Source organism: Streptomyces sp. NRRL F-525 (genome assembly GCF_000716605.1).
Taxonomy (GTDB): Bacteria; Actinomycetota; Actinomycetes; order Streptomycetales; family Streptomycetaceae; genus Streptomyces.
On record NZ_JNXE01000004.1, the window covers coordinates 158,285 to 174,197 of the forward strand.

Here is a 15,913-nt window from a genome sequence, read left to right on the forward strand (position 1 = left end):
GCAGGGACGCTGTTAGGTTGCCGGGTCGGCGGACCGCCGTACCGAAGCCCGACCGGCTTGCCTCAGGAGTGTCCAGTGATCCCACCCCGGCTGGTTCCGCTGCTCGACCAGTTCGACTTCGCCTGCGAGCGCCTCTCCGGCCGGATGACAGGGCCCGTCATGGACAGCGGCGACGGGACGGACACCCGGGTCGGGCCCATGACCGACGCGGAGTACTTGTGGGAGCCGGTGCCGGACTGCTGGTCGGTGCGGCGCCGGACGGACGGCCCGGGAGCGCGGGCAACTGCCCTGACGGGACAGGGTGATTGGGGACGCGATGCCGCTGCCTACCCACACCCTTGGCCGCCGCCCTTCACCACCATCGCGTGGCGGCTGAGCCATCTCGCCGAGCTGCTGACCATCCGGGCCGACCACACGGCCGGCAGCCGCACCTTGACCCGGGACGACTACGCCGTCAGCGGCGACGCCGTCGGTGGGGTCGATGCCTTCGACGTCGGTGTGGGTGCCTGGCGGAAGGCATTGGTGGGTGCGGGCGAGGCCGCGCTCGACACCGTGGGGTACTGCACCTATCCGCACGGCAGCGACGCGGAGGAGCCGTTCATCGACGTCGTGTGGTGGGTCAACCAGGAAGTGCTGCACCACGGAGCCGAGATCGCCCTGCTGCGCGACCTGTACCGAGAGCGCGGCTGACCGTCACAGAACCGCTCCCATGCGCCAGGGGACGATCTCCTCCGTGCCGAAACCGAGCGCCTCGGACTTGCTCTCGGTGCCGGAGGCCATGTCCACGAGGGCCTCGAACAGGGCAGTGCCGTACGTGAGTTGACCGGTGTGGCTCATCGCGGGCCCGGCGTCGAAGTCGATGTCTCCGCGCATCCGGTCGTACAGCCCGCTGGTGGTGCTGATCTTGAGGGAGGGGACGGGACGGGAGCCGAACAGCGAGCCGCGGCCGGTGGTGAAGGCGAGCAGGTTGGCGCCGCCGGCGACCATGCCGGTGGCCGACACCGGGTCGTAGCCGGGGGTGTCCATGAAGGTGAGGCCCGGTGCGGTGACCGGCTCCGCGTATCCGACCACGTCGTTCAGCGGGGTGGTCCCGGACTTGAGTACGGCGCCGAGGGACTTCTCCCAGATGGTCGTGATGCCGCCGGCCCGGTTGCCGCGCGACGGGTTGTTGTCGAGGGTCGCGCCGTTGGCGGCCGTGTACTCCTGCCACCAGGCGATGAGTTGGTCGATACGGGCCGCCGCCTCCGGGGTCGATGCCCTGTCCCGTAGGAGGTGGTGGGCGCCGTAGATCTCCGGGGTCTCGCCGAGCACGACCTTGCCGCCGGCCGCGACGAGGAGATCTGCCGCCACGCCGAGTGTGGGGTTGGCGGTCAGCCCGGAGTAGGCGTCGCTGCCGCCGCACTGGAGGCCGAGGGTGAGTTCGGCGAGGGGGATCGGGACGCGGTGTGTCCGGGTGATGCGGGAGACCAGGTCCGCGATGCGGTCGAGCGCCGCGTTCAACGTGGCCGCGGTGCCGCCGAGTTGCTGGATGGCGAGGGTCTCCGCGTCGACACTGCCGCCAAGGATGTTCTCCGGCTGGTTCACCTCGCAGCCGAGGCTGATCAGGAGGGCGCCCGCGACATTGGGGTGGCCGAGATAGCCGCGCAGGGTGCGGCGCAGGATCGCGTCCCCGGTAGTGCCCTCCGCCATTCCGCAGCCGAGGTCGTGCGGGAGCGCGATGACGCCGTCGAGGCCCGGTGTTCCCTTGTGCAGGGCGTCGGCGCGCAGGGCGATCATCCGGGCCACCGTGGCGGAGCAGTTCACGGTCGGGACGACGACGAGGTAGTTCCGGGTGGCCGCGCGTCCGTCCGGCCGGCGGTATCCGAGGAAGTGCTCGCGGGTGGGGGAGACCTGAGTCGGCGGGGTGCGCCTTGGCGACGGGCTCGCGGTCGGCTCCTCCCAGCGGCCGATTCCCAGGTTGTGCACGTGGACGTGGCCGCCCGCCGGGATGTCGGCCAGGGCCACGCCGATGACCTCGCCGTACTTGCGGACCGGTGCGCCCTCGGCGATGTCGTGCAGCGCGACCTTGTGTCCGGCGGCGATGTCCTCGGTGGCCGGTGTCGTGCCGTCGGGAAGTTCGAGGGGCGTTCCCTCCGGCACGTCGCTGAGGAGCAGCCCTATGTCGTCCACGCCGGGACGCGGCACCAACGGCCTGACGGTTGCCGCCGGTTCCGGTTCCACTGCGTCACGACGTTCACGGTTCACGTGATCGACCGTAGGACGCCAACACCCCGCAGGGGAAAGACGGTTATCGATGGTCCGTCATCCGCAATACGAATACGCGGTGTCCCAAGGGGAGTTGGGTCGGCAGGGGAGCCGGGTCAGGCGCGGAACGGCCGGACAGGAACCCCCTCCGTCCCCGTCTCGACGACGAACACCGAGCCGGACAGCGGGGAGTTGGCCAACTCCTCGGCGGACAGGCCGTTTCGTGCGGAGGTGATGAACAGGCGGCCGTCCGCGCCGAAGGCACAACTCGTCGGCTGGAGCACGGGCACCGGGACCAGTCCCACGACGCGGCCCGTCGGGTCGTAGCGCCGGACCTCGCGTCCGCCGTGCATGGCCACCCAGAAGCACCCCTCCACGTCGACGGCGAGGCCGTCGGGTACGCCGACTCCCTCGGTCTTGGTCAGCACCTCCAGGCGGCCGAGTTCTCCCGGCTCGGCGTGGAAGTCCGCGCGGTACAGGAAGTTGGCGTAACTGTCGGCGAGGTACATGACGGTGTCCTCGGCGTTCCAGCCAAGGCCGTTCGGGAGTACGAGGCCATCCGCGACGACGACGCTCGGGCCGTCACCGTCCCACCGGTGCAGTCGGCCCTGGCCCGGGGCGAACTCCATGTCGTTGCTGCCGGCCCAGAACCTGCCGTGGGAGTCCACCTTGCCGTCGTTCATGCGCAGGTTCGGCTCAGGGAGGACCGGGTCGACCAGGGTCAGCCCGTCGTCGGTGACGTAGCCGAACCCGTCCGCCACCGCGACGGCGAAACCGTCGTCAGTCGCGCGCGGTGCTACCGCCCCGATCATCGTGCCGACATCGGTGACGGACTGTCGATCTGTGGACAGGTTGTCTTGAAAAATCTTGCGGCCGTAGATGTCGACCCAGAGGAGATGCCCGGTGCGGGGATCGAACACTGGTCCCTCACCCACGTCCGAGGTGTCACTGCGCACCGCCACTTCGAGATTCGCGTACGTGCGGACATCGGCCATCGCGACTCCATTCGTTTTCCCTCAACCTGGCCCCGTTCGCCCGTGATCGTCAACGCTGATTAACGGATGTGGGGCATTCGTTCCGCGAATGGATCCGGGCCGCGTCACACCGGTGGAACGGCGGTCGTGCCTTCGGGCCTCGGTGCCTTTACGACCGCTCGGATGAATGCCTGGGCAGCCGAGCCCAGAGGTCGTTCCGAGTGCCACCAGATTCCCACGTCCCGAAAGCGGTTGAGATGCTGGATGGGGCGCATCTCCATTCCCTCGCGCAGGATCATCACCGCACCGAGATAGTTGATGATGCCGATTCCGTGTCCGGCGCGGACCATCGCACCGAGCGTGGTCGGCTGATGGGAGACGGTTCCGGACGGTGCGACCAGATCCTTGATGCTCAATTCGACCTCGGCCTCGTATCCGACGACCGTATTGGCGAGCGGATCGCCGATCGTGATGACGCGTTGGTCGGCGAAGTCCGCGAGTTCGATCTCGCTCTTCTTCAGCAGCGGATGACCGGTCGGGGCGAGCATGACGAAGGGTTCCCGCCACAACGAACGCATGGTGAAGCCGTGGTCGTGCGGCTCGGGCCGGACCGGGCGCAGCGCCACCGAGACCCGGCGCTCGGACAGCGCCGCCTCGATGAAGCCCGCGTCCCCGTCCAGGACCGCCACCCGGATCCGCGGATGCTCCTTCTGCAGCGCGGTGATGACCGCAGGGAGGAATTCGGAACTCCCGCTGGCGAAACTCGCGACCGTGACGGTTCCGGAGATGTCGCCCCGGTCGGTCTGGCGCGCGGTGACCAATTCATCGGCGGCGGCGAGAACCGACCGTGCCCGGGCCAGCAGAGCGCGCCCGTCGTCGGTGAGGGTGAGCGGCCGGATACGGCGTTCGATGAGCAGACAGCCGAGTTCGCGTTCCAGATTCGCGATGTGCGCCGAGACGCGAGGCTGCGACAGATGCAGCTTTTCGGCCGCTCTGGTGAAACCGCCGGTATCCACGACCTCGACCCAGGTACGCAACCAGGCCAGTTCGAGCGTCATTGACCGAACCTCCTCTCCTCGCGGCCGGACCACCGCCGGTCCGGAATTCCCGCTGACGCCATGTCATCTGCGCGGCAGATCATGTGTATTCGTATTTCGCTGTTGACGAGTTCCGGCGGCCATGGCCGACTTGAACAATGACCGATCAGACTTCTTTCGGCACCGCCCGCGGGCTGCTGTCCGCGCACGGAGCGGACCTTCTGCGCGGCGACGACGGTGCCGTGATCACCTCTGTGGAGACCTATGCCCTCGCCGTGCCCCTGAAGCGGCCCATCGCCGACTCCACGGCCGCCATGGCGCACTGGACGGTGCCCGTGGTCGAGATCCGCACCGCCGATGGCCTGGTCGGGACGGGGATCTCCGGCGTCCACTGCGCTCCCGAACTCCTCTCCGACGTGATCCTCTCCTACTATGCCGACGCCCTCCTGGACACCTCGTCCGAGGACATCCTGGGCACCTGGAAGCGCCTGTACTGGCTGCCCACGCACTGGATCGGCCGGGCCGGCGTCGTCCACATGGCGCTCGCGATGGTCGACATCGCCCTGTGGGACCTCGCCGCACAGCGGGCCGGGATGCCCCTGTGGCGCCTCCTCGGCGGCACCCAGGAGAGCGTCGAGGCGTACAACACCGACGGCGGCTGGCTCAACCTCACCGACGCCGAACTGGTCCGGGATCTCACCTCGTTGGTCGACCACGGCTGGTCCCGGGTGAAGATCAAGGTGGGGCGTTCCGACTGGCGCGAGGACGCCCGGCGCGTGCGCGCGGTCCGGCGGGCGCTCGGCGACGACGTGACGCTGATGTGCGACGCCAACCAGCGCTGGGACCTGTCGACGGCGAACCAGATCATGCCGGTCCTGGAAGAGGCGGCGATGGACTGGGTCGAGGAGCCGGTCCATGCCGACGATCTCCAGGCCCACGCCCGTCTCCAGTCGTCGACCCGGCTGGACGTGGCGGCCGGTGAAAGCATCTACTCGTACCACCAGTTCGCCTCCTTCATGGCCGCCGACGCCATCCGCGTCGTCCAGGCCGACGTCACCCGGGTCGGCGGTGTCACCGAGTTCCTCCAGATCGCGGCGCACGCGGCGGCACGGGGCCTGCGGTTCGCACCGCACGCCGGCGACATGATGCAGGTGCACCAGCACCTGGTGGGCACCGTCCTCTCGGAGGTGCCGCCCCTCATCGAGTTCATCCCCTGGACGCAGGAGGCCTTCGTCGAGCGCAGCGTCGTACGCGAGGGACTCATGGAGCGTCCGCACGGACCGGGTGCCTCGACCGCGATCGACCCGGCCGCGCGTGTCCGCTGGCAGATCCCCGGCGCGGGTTCGGCCAGGACCCTCTGAGACCCCCGCCCCTCCACCGACGGAAGGAACGAGATGTCCGAGTCGCCCCTGAGGCACACCGAGGAGCGCGTGGCCGTCGTCACCGGCGCGGGCCAGGGAATCGGGCGCGCCATCGCCGTGGCCCTCGCCGCCCGTGGCGTACGGGTCGTCGTCACCGACCGCAACACCGAGACCGGCACCGCCGTCGCGAAGGAGGTCGGCGGCGAGTTCCTGCCCCTGGACGTCTCCGACGCCCGGGCCGTGGCGGGCGTGGCGGGGGAGGTCGTACGACGCTTCGACCGCGTCGACGTCCTGGTCAACAACGCGGGCATCGCCCACGAGGACGACGCCCTCGACGTGACGGACGAGGTGTGGCACCGCGTCCTCGACGTCGACCTGACCGGCACCTTCGTGGCCTGCCGAGAGTTCGGCCACCACTTCGTGCGCGGGGGGTCCGGTTCGATCGTGAACATCTCCTCCATCGCCGCCTTCATCGGCTCGAACCCCGAGTACCACGTCGCCTACGACGTCGCGAAAGCCGGCGTCTCCCAGCTCGCGCGGTCCCTCGCGGTCGAGTGGGCGCAGTACGGGGTGCGGGTCAACGCCGTCGCGCCGGGCCGGACCCGCACCCCCATCCTCGACACGGTCGGGATGGACGATCCGCGGCGGATGACGCAGTGGATCGACCAGATCCCGATGGGCCGCCTGCTGGAGGCCGAGGAGATCGCGGCCGCCGTCACGTTCGTCGCCCTCGACGCGACCGCCATGACCGGCCAGACCCTCCTCGTCGACGGCGGCCAGATCGCCCAGTGACCCGGTCACCGACGCTTGCCCTCAGCCGACACCGAGGGCAAGCGTCTCTCCCTCGGCGAGCCGGACTTCGAGGAGATCGGCGCCGTAGCGCACCCGTACGTCCGCGGCCCGTGACGCCCGGATCGAAGCGGCGGCCAACTTCCCGTCGCGCCAACGGACATCCACGGTGAGACCGCCCCGGGCCCGCAGTCCGCACACGCTTCCGTCCGGCCAGTCGGCGGGCAGCGCGGGCAGGAGTTCTACGTCCCGGCCGTCCGACTGGAGCAGCATCTCGGCGACTCCCGCCGTGCCGCCGGAGTTGCCGTCGAAGGAGTAGATGTTCTGCGCCGCGCCGGCCACCCCGCCGGCGGAGTACGTCATCAGGTTCGCCTCACTGGCGTCCGCGATCAGGCTGGTGAGGTGCTTCAGGGCCGCGTCGCCGTTGAGGAGACGGGCGTAGTAGACGGTGAAGTCGGCCTCGACCCACTCGGTCTGTTCCCAGCCGGGCGCCTGTTGCCTGCGTTCGATGGTGACCTCGGCGGCGCGTGCGAGGTCCGGTGTGCCGCGCGGGGTGATCTGGCGTTCCGGGAACAGCGCGCTGAGATGGGAGGTGTGCCGGTGGCTCGGCTCGGCCTCGTCGTAGTCGTGCAGCCACTCCATCACCTGACCGTGCCGCCCGATCCGCAACGGTGGCAGCCGACGGCGCGCGGCGGCGATCCTGGTCCTCAACTCGGCGTCCACACCGAGCAGTTCGGCACTCTCCGCGCAGATCCGCAGCACGGCCTCCATGAACACCCGGTCCGCGGTCGCCCCCATGGACACCGAACACCGGCTGCCGTCGGGCGCGAGATACCAGTTCTCCGGGGACTCCGACGGCCCGGTGACGAGCAGGCCCTGCTCCGGCTCCTCGACCGCGTAGCCGAGGAGGAACTCGGCGGCCCCGCGCAGGACCGGATACGCGCGCTCCCGGAGGAACGTCTCGTCCCGGCCGTACTCGAAGTGCTCCCACACCTGCAGGGCGAGCCAGGCCCCGCCGGTCACGTTCAAGCCCCAGCCGATGCCGGAACCGGGTGCCGTGTACCCCCACGCGTTGGTCACCGTGTGCGCGACCCAGCCCGGCGCGCCGTACAACTCCTTTGCGGTTGCCCGGCCTTGGTCCGCCAGGTTCTCCAACAGCCGGAACAACGGCTCGTGGCACTCGGCCAGATTGGTCGACTCGACTGCCCAGTAGTTCTGTTGGGTGTTGATGTCGAGGTGGAAGTCGTTCGTCCAGGGCGCGCTGCTCGCCAGACCGTCGTTCCAGAGCCCCTGCAAGGTAAGCGGCAAAGGGGAGTTGGCCCGGGAGCCGGCCATCGTCAGGTACCGGCCGAACTGGAAGTAGAGCGCGATGAGTTCGTCGTCGGCCTTCCCGGAGGCGAGCCGTTCGCGGCGGGCGTCGGTGGGCAGAGCGGTGAGGTCGGGTGACGCCGAACCGAGGTCGAGGGAGACCCGTCGCATCAGCGTCTGGTGGTCCGCGATGTGTGCTGCCCGGACCGACTCGTAGCCGGCCGACAGGCCTGCGGACAGCAGCGATTCCGCGCTCGCTCGCGGGTTCGCTCCCGCCCAGTCGGTTCCTACGACGACGTAGACGACCGCGCTGTCGGCGCCTTCCAGGCGAAGCGTGTCTTCCGTGCGGTGCGCGGTGCCGCCCTCGGCTTCCAGGTGGGCGCGGATTTCGAGCGCTACGCCTTGGCGGCCGTCGCTGTGGAGGCTCTCGTATGCGTGGCCGTTGAAGGTGACGGACGAGTTCGTGGCGGTCGTGGCGCCGGGGAGTGTGCCGTCCCGGATCGAGAGGGTGAAGGCGAGCGATCCGGGACGGTCCGCGGTGAGGCGGATCGCGATCAGGCCATGGGGGTTGGTGGCGAACACCTCGCGGGTGAAGCGGACTTCGTCGTGCGTGTAGGTGACGGTGACGAGGCCGGTGTCCAGGTCCAGGGTCCGCCGGTAGTCCTGGGCCGGAGCCCCGTCGGGGAAGGCGAGTTGGACTTCGGGGAGGGGCAGGTTGGTGCCGAACGACAGTGCCCTGCCCGGAAGATGCTCGGCCGCGATCCGTTGCGCCTCGGCGTGGTCTCCCGCGAAGAGGAGTTCGCGGATGCGCGGGACCTGCTGTCGGGCGGTCGGGTTCAGGTCTGTCGTGGAGGGGCCGCCCGACCATGCCGTTGATTCGGAGAGCTGTATTCGCTCCCGGTCGGTGCCGCCGTAGATCATGCCGCCCAGACGGCCGTTGCCGATGGGGAGGGCCTCGAACCAGCGGGTGGCGGGGCGGTCGTAGCGGAGGGTTCCGGGTGGGACGCGGACCTCGCGGAAGGTTTGGTCGGAGGAGGCTTTCAGCATGGCGTTCACCTTCAGGACGGTGTGAAAGGGGCGGCCCGCAGGGCTACTTGGCGGGCGCGAAGACGTGCTGCGCCGCGACGGCGGCGCCTCCGCGGGCCCATTCCTCGAAGGGGAGGGGGCGGACGACGAGGTCGCAGTCGGCCGCGGCGCCGAATGCCCGGGCGGCGAAGGTGGTGCGGATCTGCTCCTCGTAGAGGTCGTAAGTGGCCACGCCCTCACCGGAGATGATGATGCGTTCCGGGCCGATGAGGTTGGCCACGGAGGCCAGGGCCAGGCCCAGGGCGTGGCCGGCCCGGGCGAAGACCGCGCGGACGTCGGCGTTGCCCGCATGGGCGAGGCGGACCGCGCCGTCCATCGTCAGCGCCGGGTCGCCCGTCGCCCGGCGGGCCTGTTCCGTGATCGCCTGGGTGGAGGCGACGGCTTCCACGCAGCCAGTGTTGCCGCAGGTGCACACCCGGTCGGTGCCGCCCACGGGAAGGTGGCCGACCTCCCCCGAGACGCCGTGCGCGCCGGAGACGACCCGGCCGCCGATGGAGATGCCGCAGCCGATGCCCGCGCCGACGGTGACCAGGGCGAAGGACGACAGCCCGACCCCGACGCCGAACCACTGTTCCGCGACGGTCAGGGCGCGGACGTCGTTCTCGATGACGGTCGGCAAGTCCGTTGCCGTCTCCACGAGTTGGGCCAGCGGCACGCGGCGCCAGTTCAGGAAGGGGGAGTACTGCACGGTCCCGGTGTGACCGTCGACGTCCCCGGAGATCGTGACGCCGATGCCGTGAAGCGCGCCCGGCGCGTGCGGCGCCGCCTTCGCGTTCAGCTGGTCGACCAGCCGGGCGACGGCCAGGACGACCGTACCGACGTCGCGTGAACCGAGTACGGCCCGCGCGGTGGCGAGTGGCCGTGCGGTCAAGTCGGTGAGTGTGCCGATGAGTTCGTCACCGGTGATCTTCACGCCCACGAAGCGTGCGCGCTCGCCCCGTACCGCGATGAGCGTGGCCGGCCGGCCCTGGGTGCGCTCGGTCGAGCGGCCCAGCTCGTTGATCCAGCCGTCGGTCAGCAGGGGAGTGGCGACCTTCGTGACCGCGCCCGGAGACAGGCCGGTACGGCGCCCGATCTCGGCGCGGGTGAGCGGGCCGTGGGCGAGGAGGGTCTGGAAGAGCAGAGCGGCCGCGGGTGGCTGATCGGCGAGCGTCATGCGGTGACCATACATTTCCATTGGAAAAGAAGAAAGAAGAAGGATCGCGGCGTTCTGCGTCCGTCTTCCTCGCTCATCGCCCGAATCCCGGTCCATTCCTTCCACGAATGTCGATGATTCGCGCTGCGCAATATGTTGACGCTGGAAGAAAAGCCTGGCTACATTCGCGGCACCTCACGACAGGTGGATGGGACGTCCGCCGACGCAGGTGGCGGCCGGTCTCCTCCTCGACCGGCCGCGTACGTCATCGCGGGCTGCGCTCTCCAACAGGCGTCGCCTTACGGCCACTTGGGCGGATCAGAACGCCCACTCACCAATTCCCCATGCGGCTGACCGTGCAAGGGGCACCTTCCGGTCCTTCCCAGGACCCCGCCGTGCCTTTTCGCGCCGAGATGGAGTAAACACATGGCTCGTCCAGCAGGACCCGTATCCGCCGTACGCCACAGACTCCGTACGGGCGGTGCGCGCCTCCGGCACCTGCCCGTCCTGGCCGCCACCGCACTCGTGGTGTCCCTCGCGGCACCCACCGCCGCGTCGGCGACGGACTCCTCCCCGGCGCCGACGAGCGCGGGCCACCAGCAGGCTGCCCTCGCCGCCAAGCCGTACATGGGCTGGAGCAGTTGGAGCCTGGAGGCCACCAGTTATCCCGGCTACGGCGGGGTCAGCTGGCTCACCGAGGCGCACGTCAAGCAGCAGGCCGACGTGGTCGCCTCGAAGCTCAAGTCCCATGGCTACGAGTACATCAACGTGGACGCGGGGTGGGTGAACGGCTTTGACCAGTACGCCCGCCCGAAGCCGAACGCCACCACCTTCCCGCACGGCATGAAGTCCCTGGGCGACTACCTCCACCACAAAGGCCTCAAGTTCGGGCTCTACCTGGCAGTTGGTCTCGACCCCGCCGCGTACGGCGACGGGACGACCGCGGTCCACAACGCCCCCGGCTGCACCACCTCGGACGTCGTCTATCCCGACCTGCGCAAGACCAACGGGTGGAACTCCGCGTACAAGATGGACTTCACCAACCCCTGCGCGCAGAAGTACATCGACTCCCTCGCCGACCAACTGGCGGGCTGGGGCGTGGACTTCCTCAAGGTCGACGGCGTGGGCCCTGGCTCGGCGCAGGGAGGCACCGACCACGACAACACCCCGGACGTGAAGGCCTGGCACACCGCGCTCCAACAGACAGGCCGTCCCGTCCAGTTGACACTGTCCTGGTCACTGAGCCACACCCAGGCGGCGACCTGGAAGGCCAACTCCAACGGCTGGCGCATCGACACCGACGTCGAGTGCTACTGCGACACGCTGGTGACCTGGGACAACTCCCTGAAGGTGCGCTGGAACGACATTGTGCAGTGGATCGACGACGCCGGGCCCGGGCACTGGAACAACCTCGACTCCCTGAACGTCGGAGTCGGCGCCATGGACGGTCTCACCGAGGCCGAGCGGCAGAGCTACGCGACCCTGTGGGCCATCGAGTCGGCGCCGCTCTACTCGGGTGACGACCTCACCAAACTCGACGCGTACGGGCTGAAGTTGCTCACCAACGACGAGGTCATCGCCGTAGACCAAGCAGGTCATCCGGCGCGGCCGGTGAGTCAGACCACGAACCAGCAGACCTGGTACGCCCGTAATCCCGACGGCAGTTACACCGTCGCGCTCTTCAACCTGGGCTCCCAGGCCGCCGATGTCACCGCGGACTTCGCCGACTTGGGCATCAGCGGTGCTGCCTCGGTCCGTGACCTGTGGCAGCACAAGAACCTCGGCCGTGTCTCCGGGCATCTGACGGAGAGTCTGCCGGCGCACGGCTCGCGGCTGTTCACCTTCACGCCGAACCGGCAAGGCGCCAACCCCGGTACTCCGCTGGGCGTGCACGGCACCGCCGCCACCGCGACGAGCGTCTCACTGGCCTGGGACAAGGTGAACACCGGCGCTTCGCCCGTCACCCGGTACACCGTCTACGCAGACGGCCGACCGGTCACCACCAGCACCGGTAGCGCAGCCACCGTCACGGGACTGAGCGCGGCGAACGCCCACACCTTCACGGTCGTCGCCCGCGATGCCAAGGGCCGAACCTCGGCTCCCAGCAAGGCAGTTGGCGTCACCACGCCCGCGTCCGGCGGTCCGACCGCCTACGAGGCCGAGGCCTCCGGCAACACGCTCACCGGTAACGCCGTCGTCGCGGGCTGCGACGGCTGCTCCGGCGGGCAGAAGGTCGGCAATCTCGGCGGTGGTGAGGTGGCGATCAACCACGTCAGCGCGCCGAAGGACGGCACGTATCTGCTGAAGCTGGACTACGTGGACGGCGACTCAAGTCGCGTCATCGACCTGGCCGTTGGCGACACCACGCTCCAGATCCCGGTGCCCGGCACCAACGACAACAACTGGGGCGCCCCGCAGTCGCTCACCGTCCCGGTGCCGCTGAAGGCAGGTGACAACACCCTCCGCTTCGGCAACGCCACCGACTACGCGCCCGACATCGACAAGATCACCGTCTGACCCGTCAGTTCGTACCGCACGAATCCGTACCCGCACGAAGGAGGGTGCTGTGGTGGTCACATCACAGGGCAACCACGCAACGCCGGTGAAACCGCGGTCCGGTGAGCCGGGCGCGGTGGCCACCACGGCCGCCTCACCGGGCAAGGGCCCGACCAGGAAGACACGGCGCGCGACCGCCACCAGGTCGGCGGCGGCGCGCCGCCGGGATCTGCCGGTGGCCCTGCTGCTCATCCTGCCCGCCGTCGTCGGCTTCGCGACCTTCTACGCCTATCCGACCCTGCGCGGCATCTACCTCAGCTTCACCGACTTCCACGTCCTGAGCCCGCCGCAGTGGGTCGGACTGGCCAACTTCCGGGAGCTGTTCGGGGACGACGTCTTCTGGCACTCGCTCCTCGTCACCGTCTATTTCGTCCTGCTGTCCGTCGTCTTCGGCACGGCGATCTCCCTCGTGACCGCGGTCGTGCTGCACCGGGTGACCCGGTCGTCGGTCCTGCGCGGGGTGATCCTGCTGCCGTTCCTGATCTCCAACGTCATCGCCGCCCTGGTGTGGCAGTGGATGCTCGACCCGGCCCTCGGCATCGTCAACATCGCCCTCAAACACCTGACCGGCCACTCCATCCTGTTCTTCGGGAGCGGTGGTTGGGCGATCCCCTCCCTCGCCGCGATCAGCGTCTGGAAGTGGATGGGCTACTACGCCCTGTTGATCTTCGCCGGCCTGCAGACCATCCCCTCGACCATCTACGAGGCGGGCCGGGTCGACGGCGCGAGCGAGGCGCAGATGTTCCGCCGGCTCACGGTGCCCCTGTTGCGGCCGATCCTCGTCATGGTGGTCGTCCTGACGGTGATCAACTCCTTCCAGGTGTTCGACATCGTGCAGGTCACCACCAAGGGCGGCCCGGCCAACGCCTCGAACGTGCTGCAGATGTACATCTACGACAAGGCCTTCCGGCAGTTCGACTTCGGCTACGCCGCCACCATGTCGCTCGCCCTGTTCGCCCTGCTCATCGCGGTCACCTTCACCCAGCTGCGGCTCGCCCGCGCCAACGAATCCGACCTGAACTGAAGGAGGCCGCCCTCATGGCTGTCACCATCGCACCCGGCCCGGCGGCCGCCCCGCGCCGCCCGACGCGGAACACCGCCCGCGGGTTCTCACCCGGCAGGGCCGTCGCCTGGGTCTACCTCGGCGTCATCGTCCTCGTCACGCTCTTCCCGTTCTACTGGATCCTGCGCACCGCGCTGTCCAACAACTACAAACTGGCGACCCACCCGTCCTCGCTGCTGCCGGTCGGCTTCACCTGGGGCGCTTTCGAGCGGGCCCTGGGCATCGCGTCCACCGCGTCGGCCCAGGCGCAGGGCGGCTCCGGCGCCTCCCTCGACTTCGCGCTCTACCTGCGCAACTCGGTGATCTACGCGTCCGTGCAGACGGCGATGATCGTGCTGATCTCGGCGGCCGCCGCCTACGCGTTCTCCCGGCTGCACTGGCGGGGACGCGACCTGGTGTTCAACATCCTGATCAGCGCCCTGATGGTGCCCAGTGTGTTCACCCTGCTGCCCAACTTCGTCCTCGTGAAGGACCTCGGGCTCACCGACACCTTTGCCGGACTCATCCTCCCCGGCGGCCTCTTCCAGGCCTTCACGCTGTTCTTCCTGCGGCAGTTCATGCTCGGCCTCAGCAGTGAGGTCGAGGAGGCCGCCATCATCGACGGCGCCGGCCCGCTGCGGATCTTCTTCCGGATCATCCTGCCGATGACGTCCGCGCCGATCGCCACCGTCTCGCTGCTGATGTTCGTCAACGCCTGGAACGACTACTTCTGGCCGCTGCTGATCGCCAACGACCAGAGCGTCCAGCCCCTCACCCTCGCCCTCGGCGTCTTCAAGCAGTCCTCGCCCCAAGCCGCCCCGGACTGGGCCGGGTTGATGGCCGCCGCCCTCATCGCGGCGCTGCCGATGCTGCTGCTCTTCCTCGCCTTCGGCAAACGCATCGTCAACTCCATCGGCTTCTCCGGCCTCAAGTGACCAGCGAGAGCCTCCAGTTCGGCAGCGAATGCCTCCAGTGACCGGCGAAAGCCTCTAGAGACCAGTGAAAGAAGGAACCATGAGAGTTCGCAAGGCCGTGGCACTCGGAGCCGCGCTCACCCTGACGGCCCTCGTGTCCGCCTGCTCCTCCAACTCCAGTAGCAGCTCCGGTTCTTCGACCCTGAACTGGTGGACCTGGGACGACAAACAGGCCGCCGCGTACAAGGTCTGCGCCACGGACTTCGAGAAGGCCAACCCGGGCGTCACGGTGAAGATCTCCCAGTACGGCGTCACCGACTACTTCACCAAGCTCACCGCCGGTTTCGTGGCCGGCAAGGCTCCCGACGCGTTCCAGAACAGCGTCCAGTTCTTCCCGCAGTATGCCGACCAGCACCAACTCCTGTCACTGGACGACTACATCAAGAAGGACAAGTTCGACCTGTCGAGGTTCTCCGTCGGCGTCGACTCGTGGAAGTACACCGACGGCCACCAGTACGGCCTGCCCCTGGACTGGGCCGCCACCGGCCTCTACTACAACACCGACATGCTCACCAAGGCCGGCTACACCACCAAGGACGTCCAGAGCCTCAACTGGAACCCCGACAACGGCGGCACGATCGGCAAGATGATCGCCCACCTGACCGTCGACTCCAAGGGCCGACGCGGTGACCAGCCTGGATTCGACAAGGCGAACATCAAGACGTACGGCTTCGGTCAGCTGGCCGCCAAGGACTTTCTGGGCCAGACGACTTGGAGCTCCTTCGTCTCCACCACGGGCTGGCGACTCGGCAACAAGGCCAACTGGCCGACCCAGTTGAACTACGACGACCCGCGCCTGGTGAAGACCATGGACTGGATCCGCACGCTGGTCGCGAAGGGATACGCCCCCAAGATCGGCACGTTCACCAACACCGTGTCCGACGTCGACCTGCTCTCCTCGGGCAAGGTCGCGATGGAGACCGGCGGTTCGTGGACGGCGTCCACCTTCGCCAAGATCCCCGACATCAAGGTCGGCATCGCCCCCACGGTCCTCGGCCCCGACAACAAGACCCGTGCCGTCTTCAGCAACTCCAACGGCAACACCATCTGGGCGGGCACCAAGAACCCCGACCTGGCCTGGAAGTGGGTCTCCTACATGGGCTCCGAGGCCTGCCAGACCAAGGCGTCGGCGACCGGCACCTTCTTCCCGTCCATCCCCGCCTCGATGGACGCCTCCGCCAAGGCCCTCAAGGCACAGGGCGTCGACCTCTCGGTCTTCACCGACATGCTCAAGAACAAGGAGCTCTACCCGTCACCGGACTTCCGCAACGGCGCCGCCCTGCAGGACGCGATCGAGCCGCTGATCGAGGGCTACTTCGGCGGACAGAAGAACGACAGCGTCTTCGCCGACATGCAGTCCAAGACCAAGAGCATCCTCACCCAGAAGTAACAGCCGTCTCCCCGGCG

12 protein-coding genes are annotated in these 15,913 nt (G+C 68.7%); 7 read left to right on the forward strand and 5 right to left on the reverse strand.

The window, feature by feature from the left end:
- Positions 1-75: 75 nt before the first annotated feature.
- Positions 76-690 (forward strand): DinB family protein, encoded by a 615-nt coding sequence (locus OO69_RS07870; RefSeq protein ID WP_033279732.1) that lies wholly within the window; start codon positions 76-78, stop codon positions 688-690.
- 3 nt (positions 691-693) lie between these two features.
- Here the strand turns inward: OO69_RS07870 and OO69_RS07875 are convergent, their stop codons facing one another.
- The 3 genes from OO69_RS07875 to OO69_RS07885 form a co-directional block, all read right to left on the reverse strand.
- The gene (locus OO69_RS07875) at positions 694-2,244 is read right to left on the reverse strand and encodes a UxaA family hydrolase (RefSeq protein ID WP_051800836.1); all 1,551 of its coding nucleotides are present in this window, start codon (positions 2,242-2,244) and stop codon (positions 694-696) included.
- A 116-nt stretch (positions 2,245-2,360) separates the two neighbouring features.
- Entirely contained in the window at positions 2,361-3,239 is an 879-nt protein-coding gene (locus tag OO69_RS07880) for an SMP-30/gluconolactonase/LRE family protein (protein WP_033279734.1), read from the reverse strand.
- Positions 3,240-3,343: 104 nt separating this feature from the next.
- Complete coding sequence (locus OO69_RS07885; protein WP_033279735.1) at positions 3,344-4,276, reverse strand: LysR family transcriptional regulator; 933 nt, start codon at positions 4,274-4,276, stop codon at positions 3,344-3,346.
- A 137-nt stretch (positions 4,277-4,413) separates the two neighbouring features.
- Here OO69_RS07885 and OO69_RS07890 point away from each other — a divergent pair, with 137 nt between their 5' ends.
- Positions 4,414-5,616 carry a mandelate racemase/muconate lactonizing enzyme family protein gene (locus OO69_RS07890; protein WP_051800837.1) on the forward strand — a complete coding sequence of 401 codons (1,203 nt, stop codon included), beginning with the start codon at positions 4,414-4,416 and terminating at the stop codon, positions 5,614-5,616.
- Positions 5,617-5,649: 33 nt separating this feature from the next.
- Positions 5,650-6,408: an SDR family NAD(P)-dependent oxidoreductase gene (locus tag OO69_RS07895; protein WP_033279736.1), complete on the forward strand. Its 759-nt coding sequence runs from the start codon at positions 5,650-5,652 to the stop codon at positions 6,406-6,408.
- 21 nt (positions 6,409-6,429) lie between these two features.
- Here the strand turns inward: OO69_RS07895 and OO69_RS07900 are convergent, their stop codons facing one another.
- Together OO69_RS07900 and OO69_RS07905 are read right to left on the reverse strand one after the other, a co-directional pair.
- Positions 6,430-8,760 carry a glycosyl hydrolase family 95 catalytic domain-containing protein gene (locus OO69_RS07900; protein ID WP_033279737.1) on the reverse strand — a complete coding sequence of 777 codons (2,331 nt, stop codon included), beginning with the start codon at positions 8,758-8,760 and terminating at the stop codon, positions 6,430-6,432.
- Positions 8,761-8,803: 43 nt separating this feature from the next.
- Positions 8,804-9,955, reverse strand: a complete 1,152-nt coding sequence (locus OO69_RS07905) for an ROK family transcriptional regulator (protein WP_033279738.1) — start codon at positions 9,953-9,955, stop codon at positions 8,804-8,806.
- Positions 9,956-10,360: 405 nt separating this feature from the next.
- Between OO69_RS07905 and OO69_RS07910 the strand changes: the two genes are divergently transcribed.
- From OO69_RS07910 to OO69_RS07925, 4 genes are all read left to right on the forward strand, one after another.
- Positions 10,361-12,451 (forward strand): fibronectin type III domain-containing protein, encoded by a 2,091-nt coding sequence (locus OO69_RS07910; RefSeq protein WP_033279739.1) that lies wholly within the window; start codon positions 10,361-10,363, stop codon positions 12,449-12,451.
- 49 nt (positions 12,452-12,500) lie between these two features.
- Complete coding sequence (locus OO69_RS07915; RefSeq protein WP_033279740.1) at positions 12,501-13,514, forward strand: carbohydrate ABC transporter permease; 1,014 nt, start codon at positions 12,501-12,503, stop codon at positions 13,512-13,514.
- A 14-nt stretch (positions 13,515-13,528) separates the two neighbouring features.
- Positions 13,529-14,467, forward strand: coding sequence for a carbohydrate ABC transporter permease (locus OO69_RS07920; protein ID WP_033279741.1), 939 nt, complete (start codon positions 13,529-13,531; stop codon positions 14,465-14,467).
- Between the two features lie 79 nt (positions 14,468-14,546).
- Complete coding sequence (locus OO69_RS07925; protein WP_033279742.1) at positions 14,547-15,896, forward strand: ABC transporter substrate-binding protein; 1,350 nt, start codon at positions 14,547-14,549, stop codon at positions 15,894-15,896.
- Positions 15,897-15,913 lie beyond the last annotated feature (17 nt).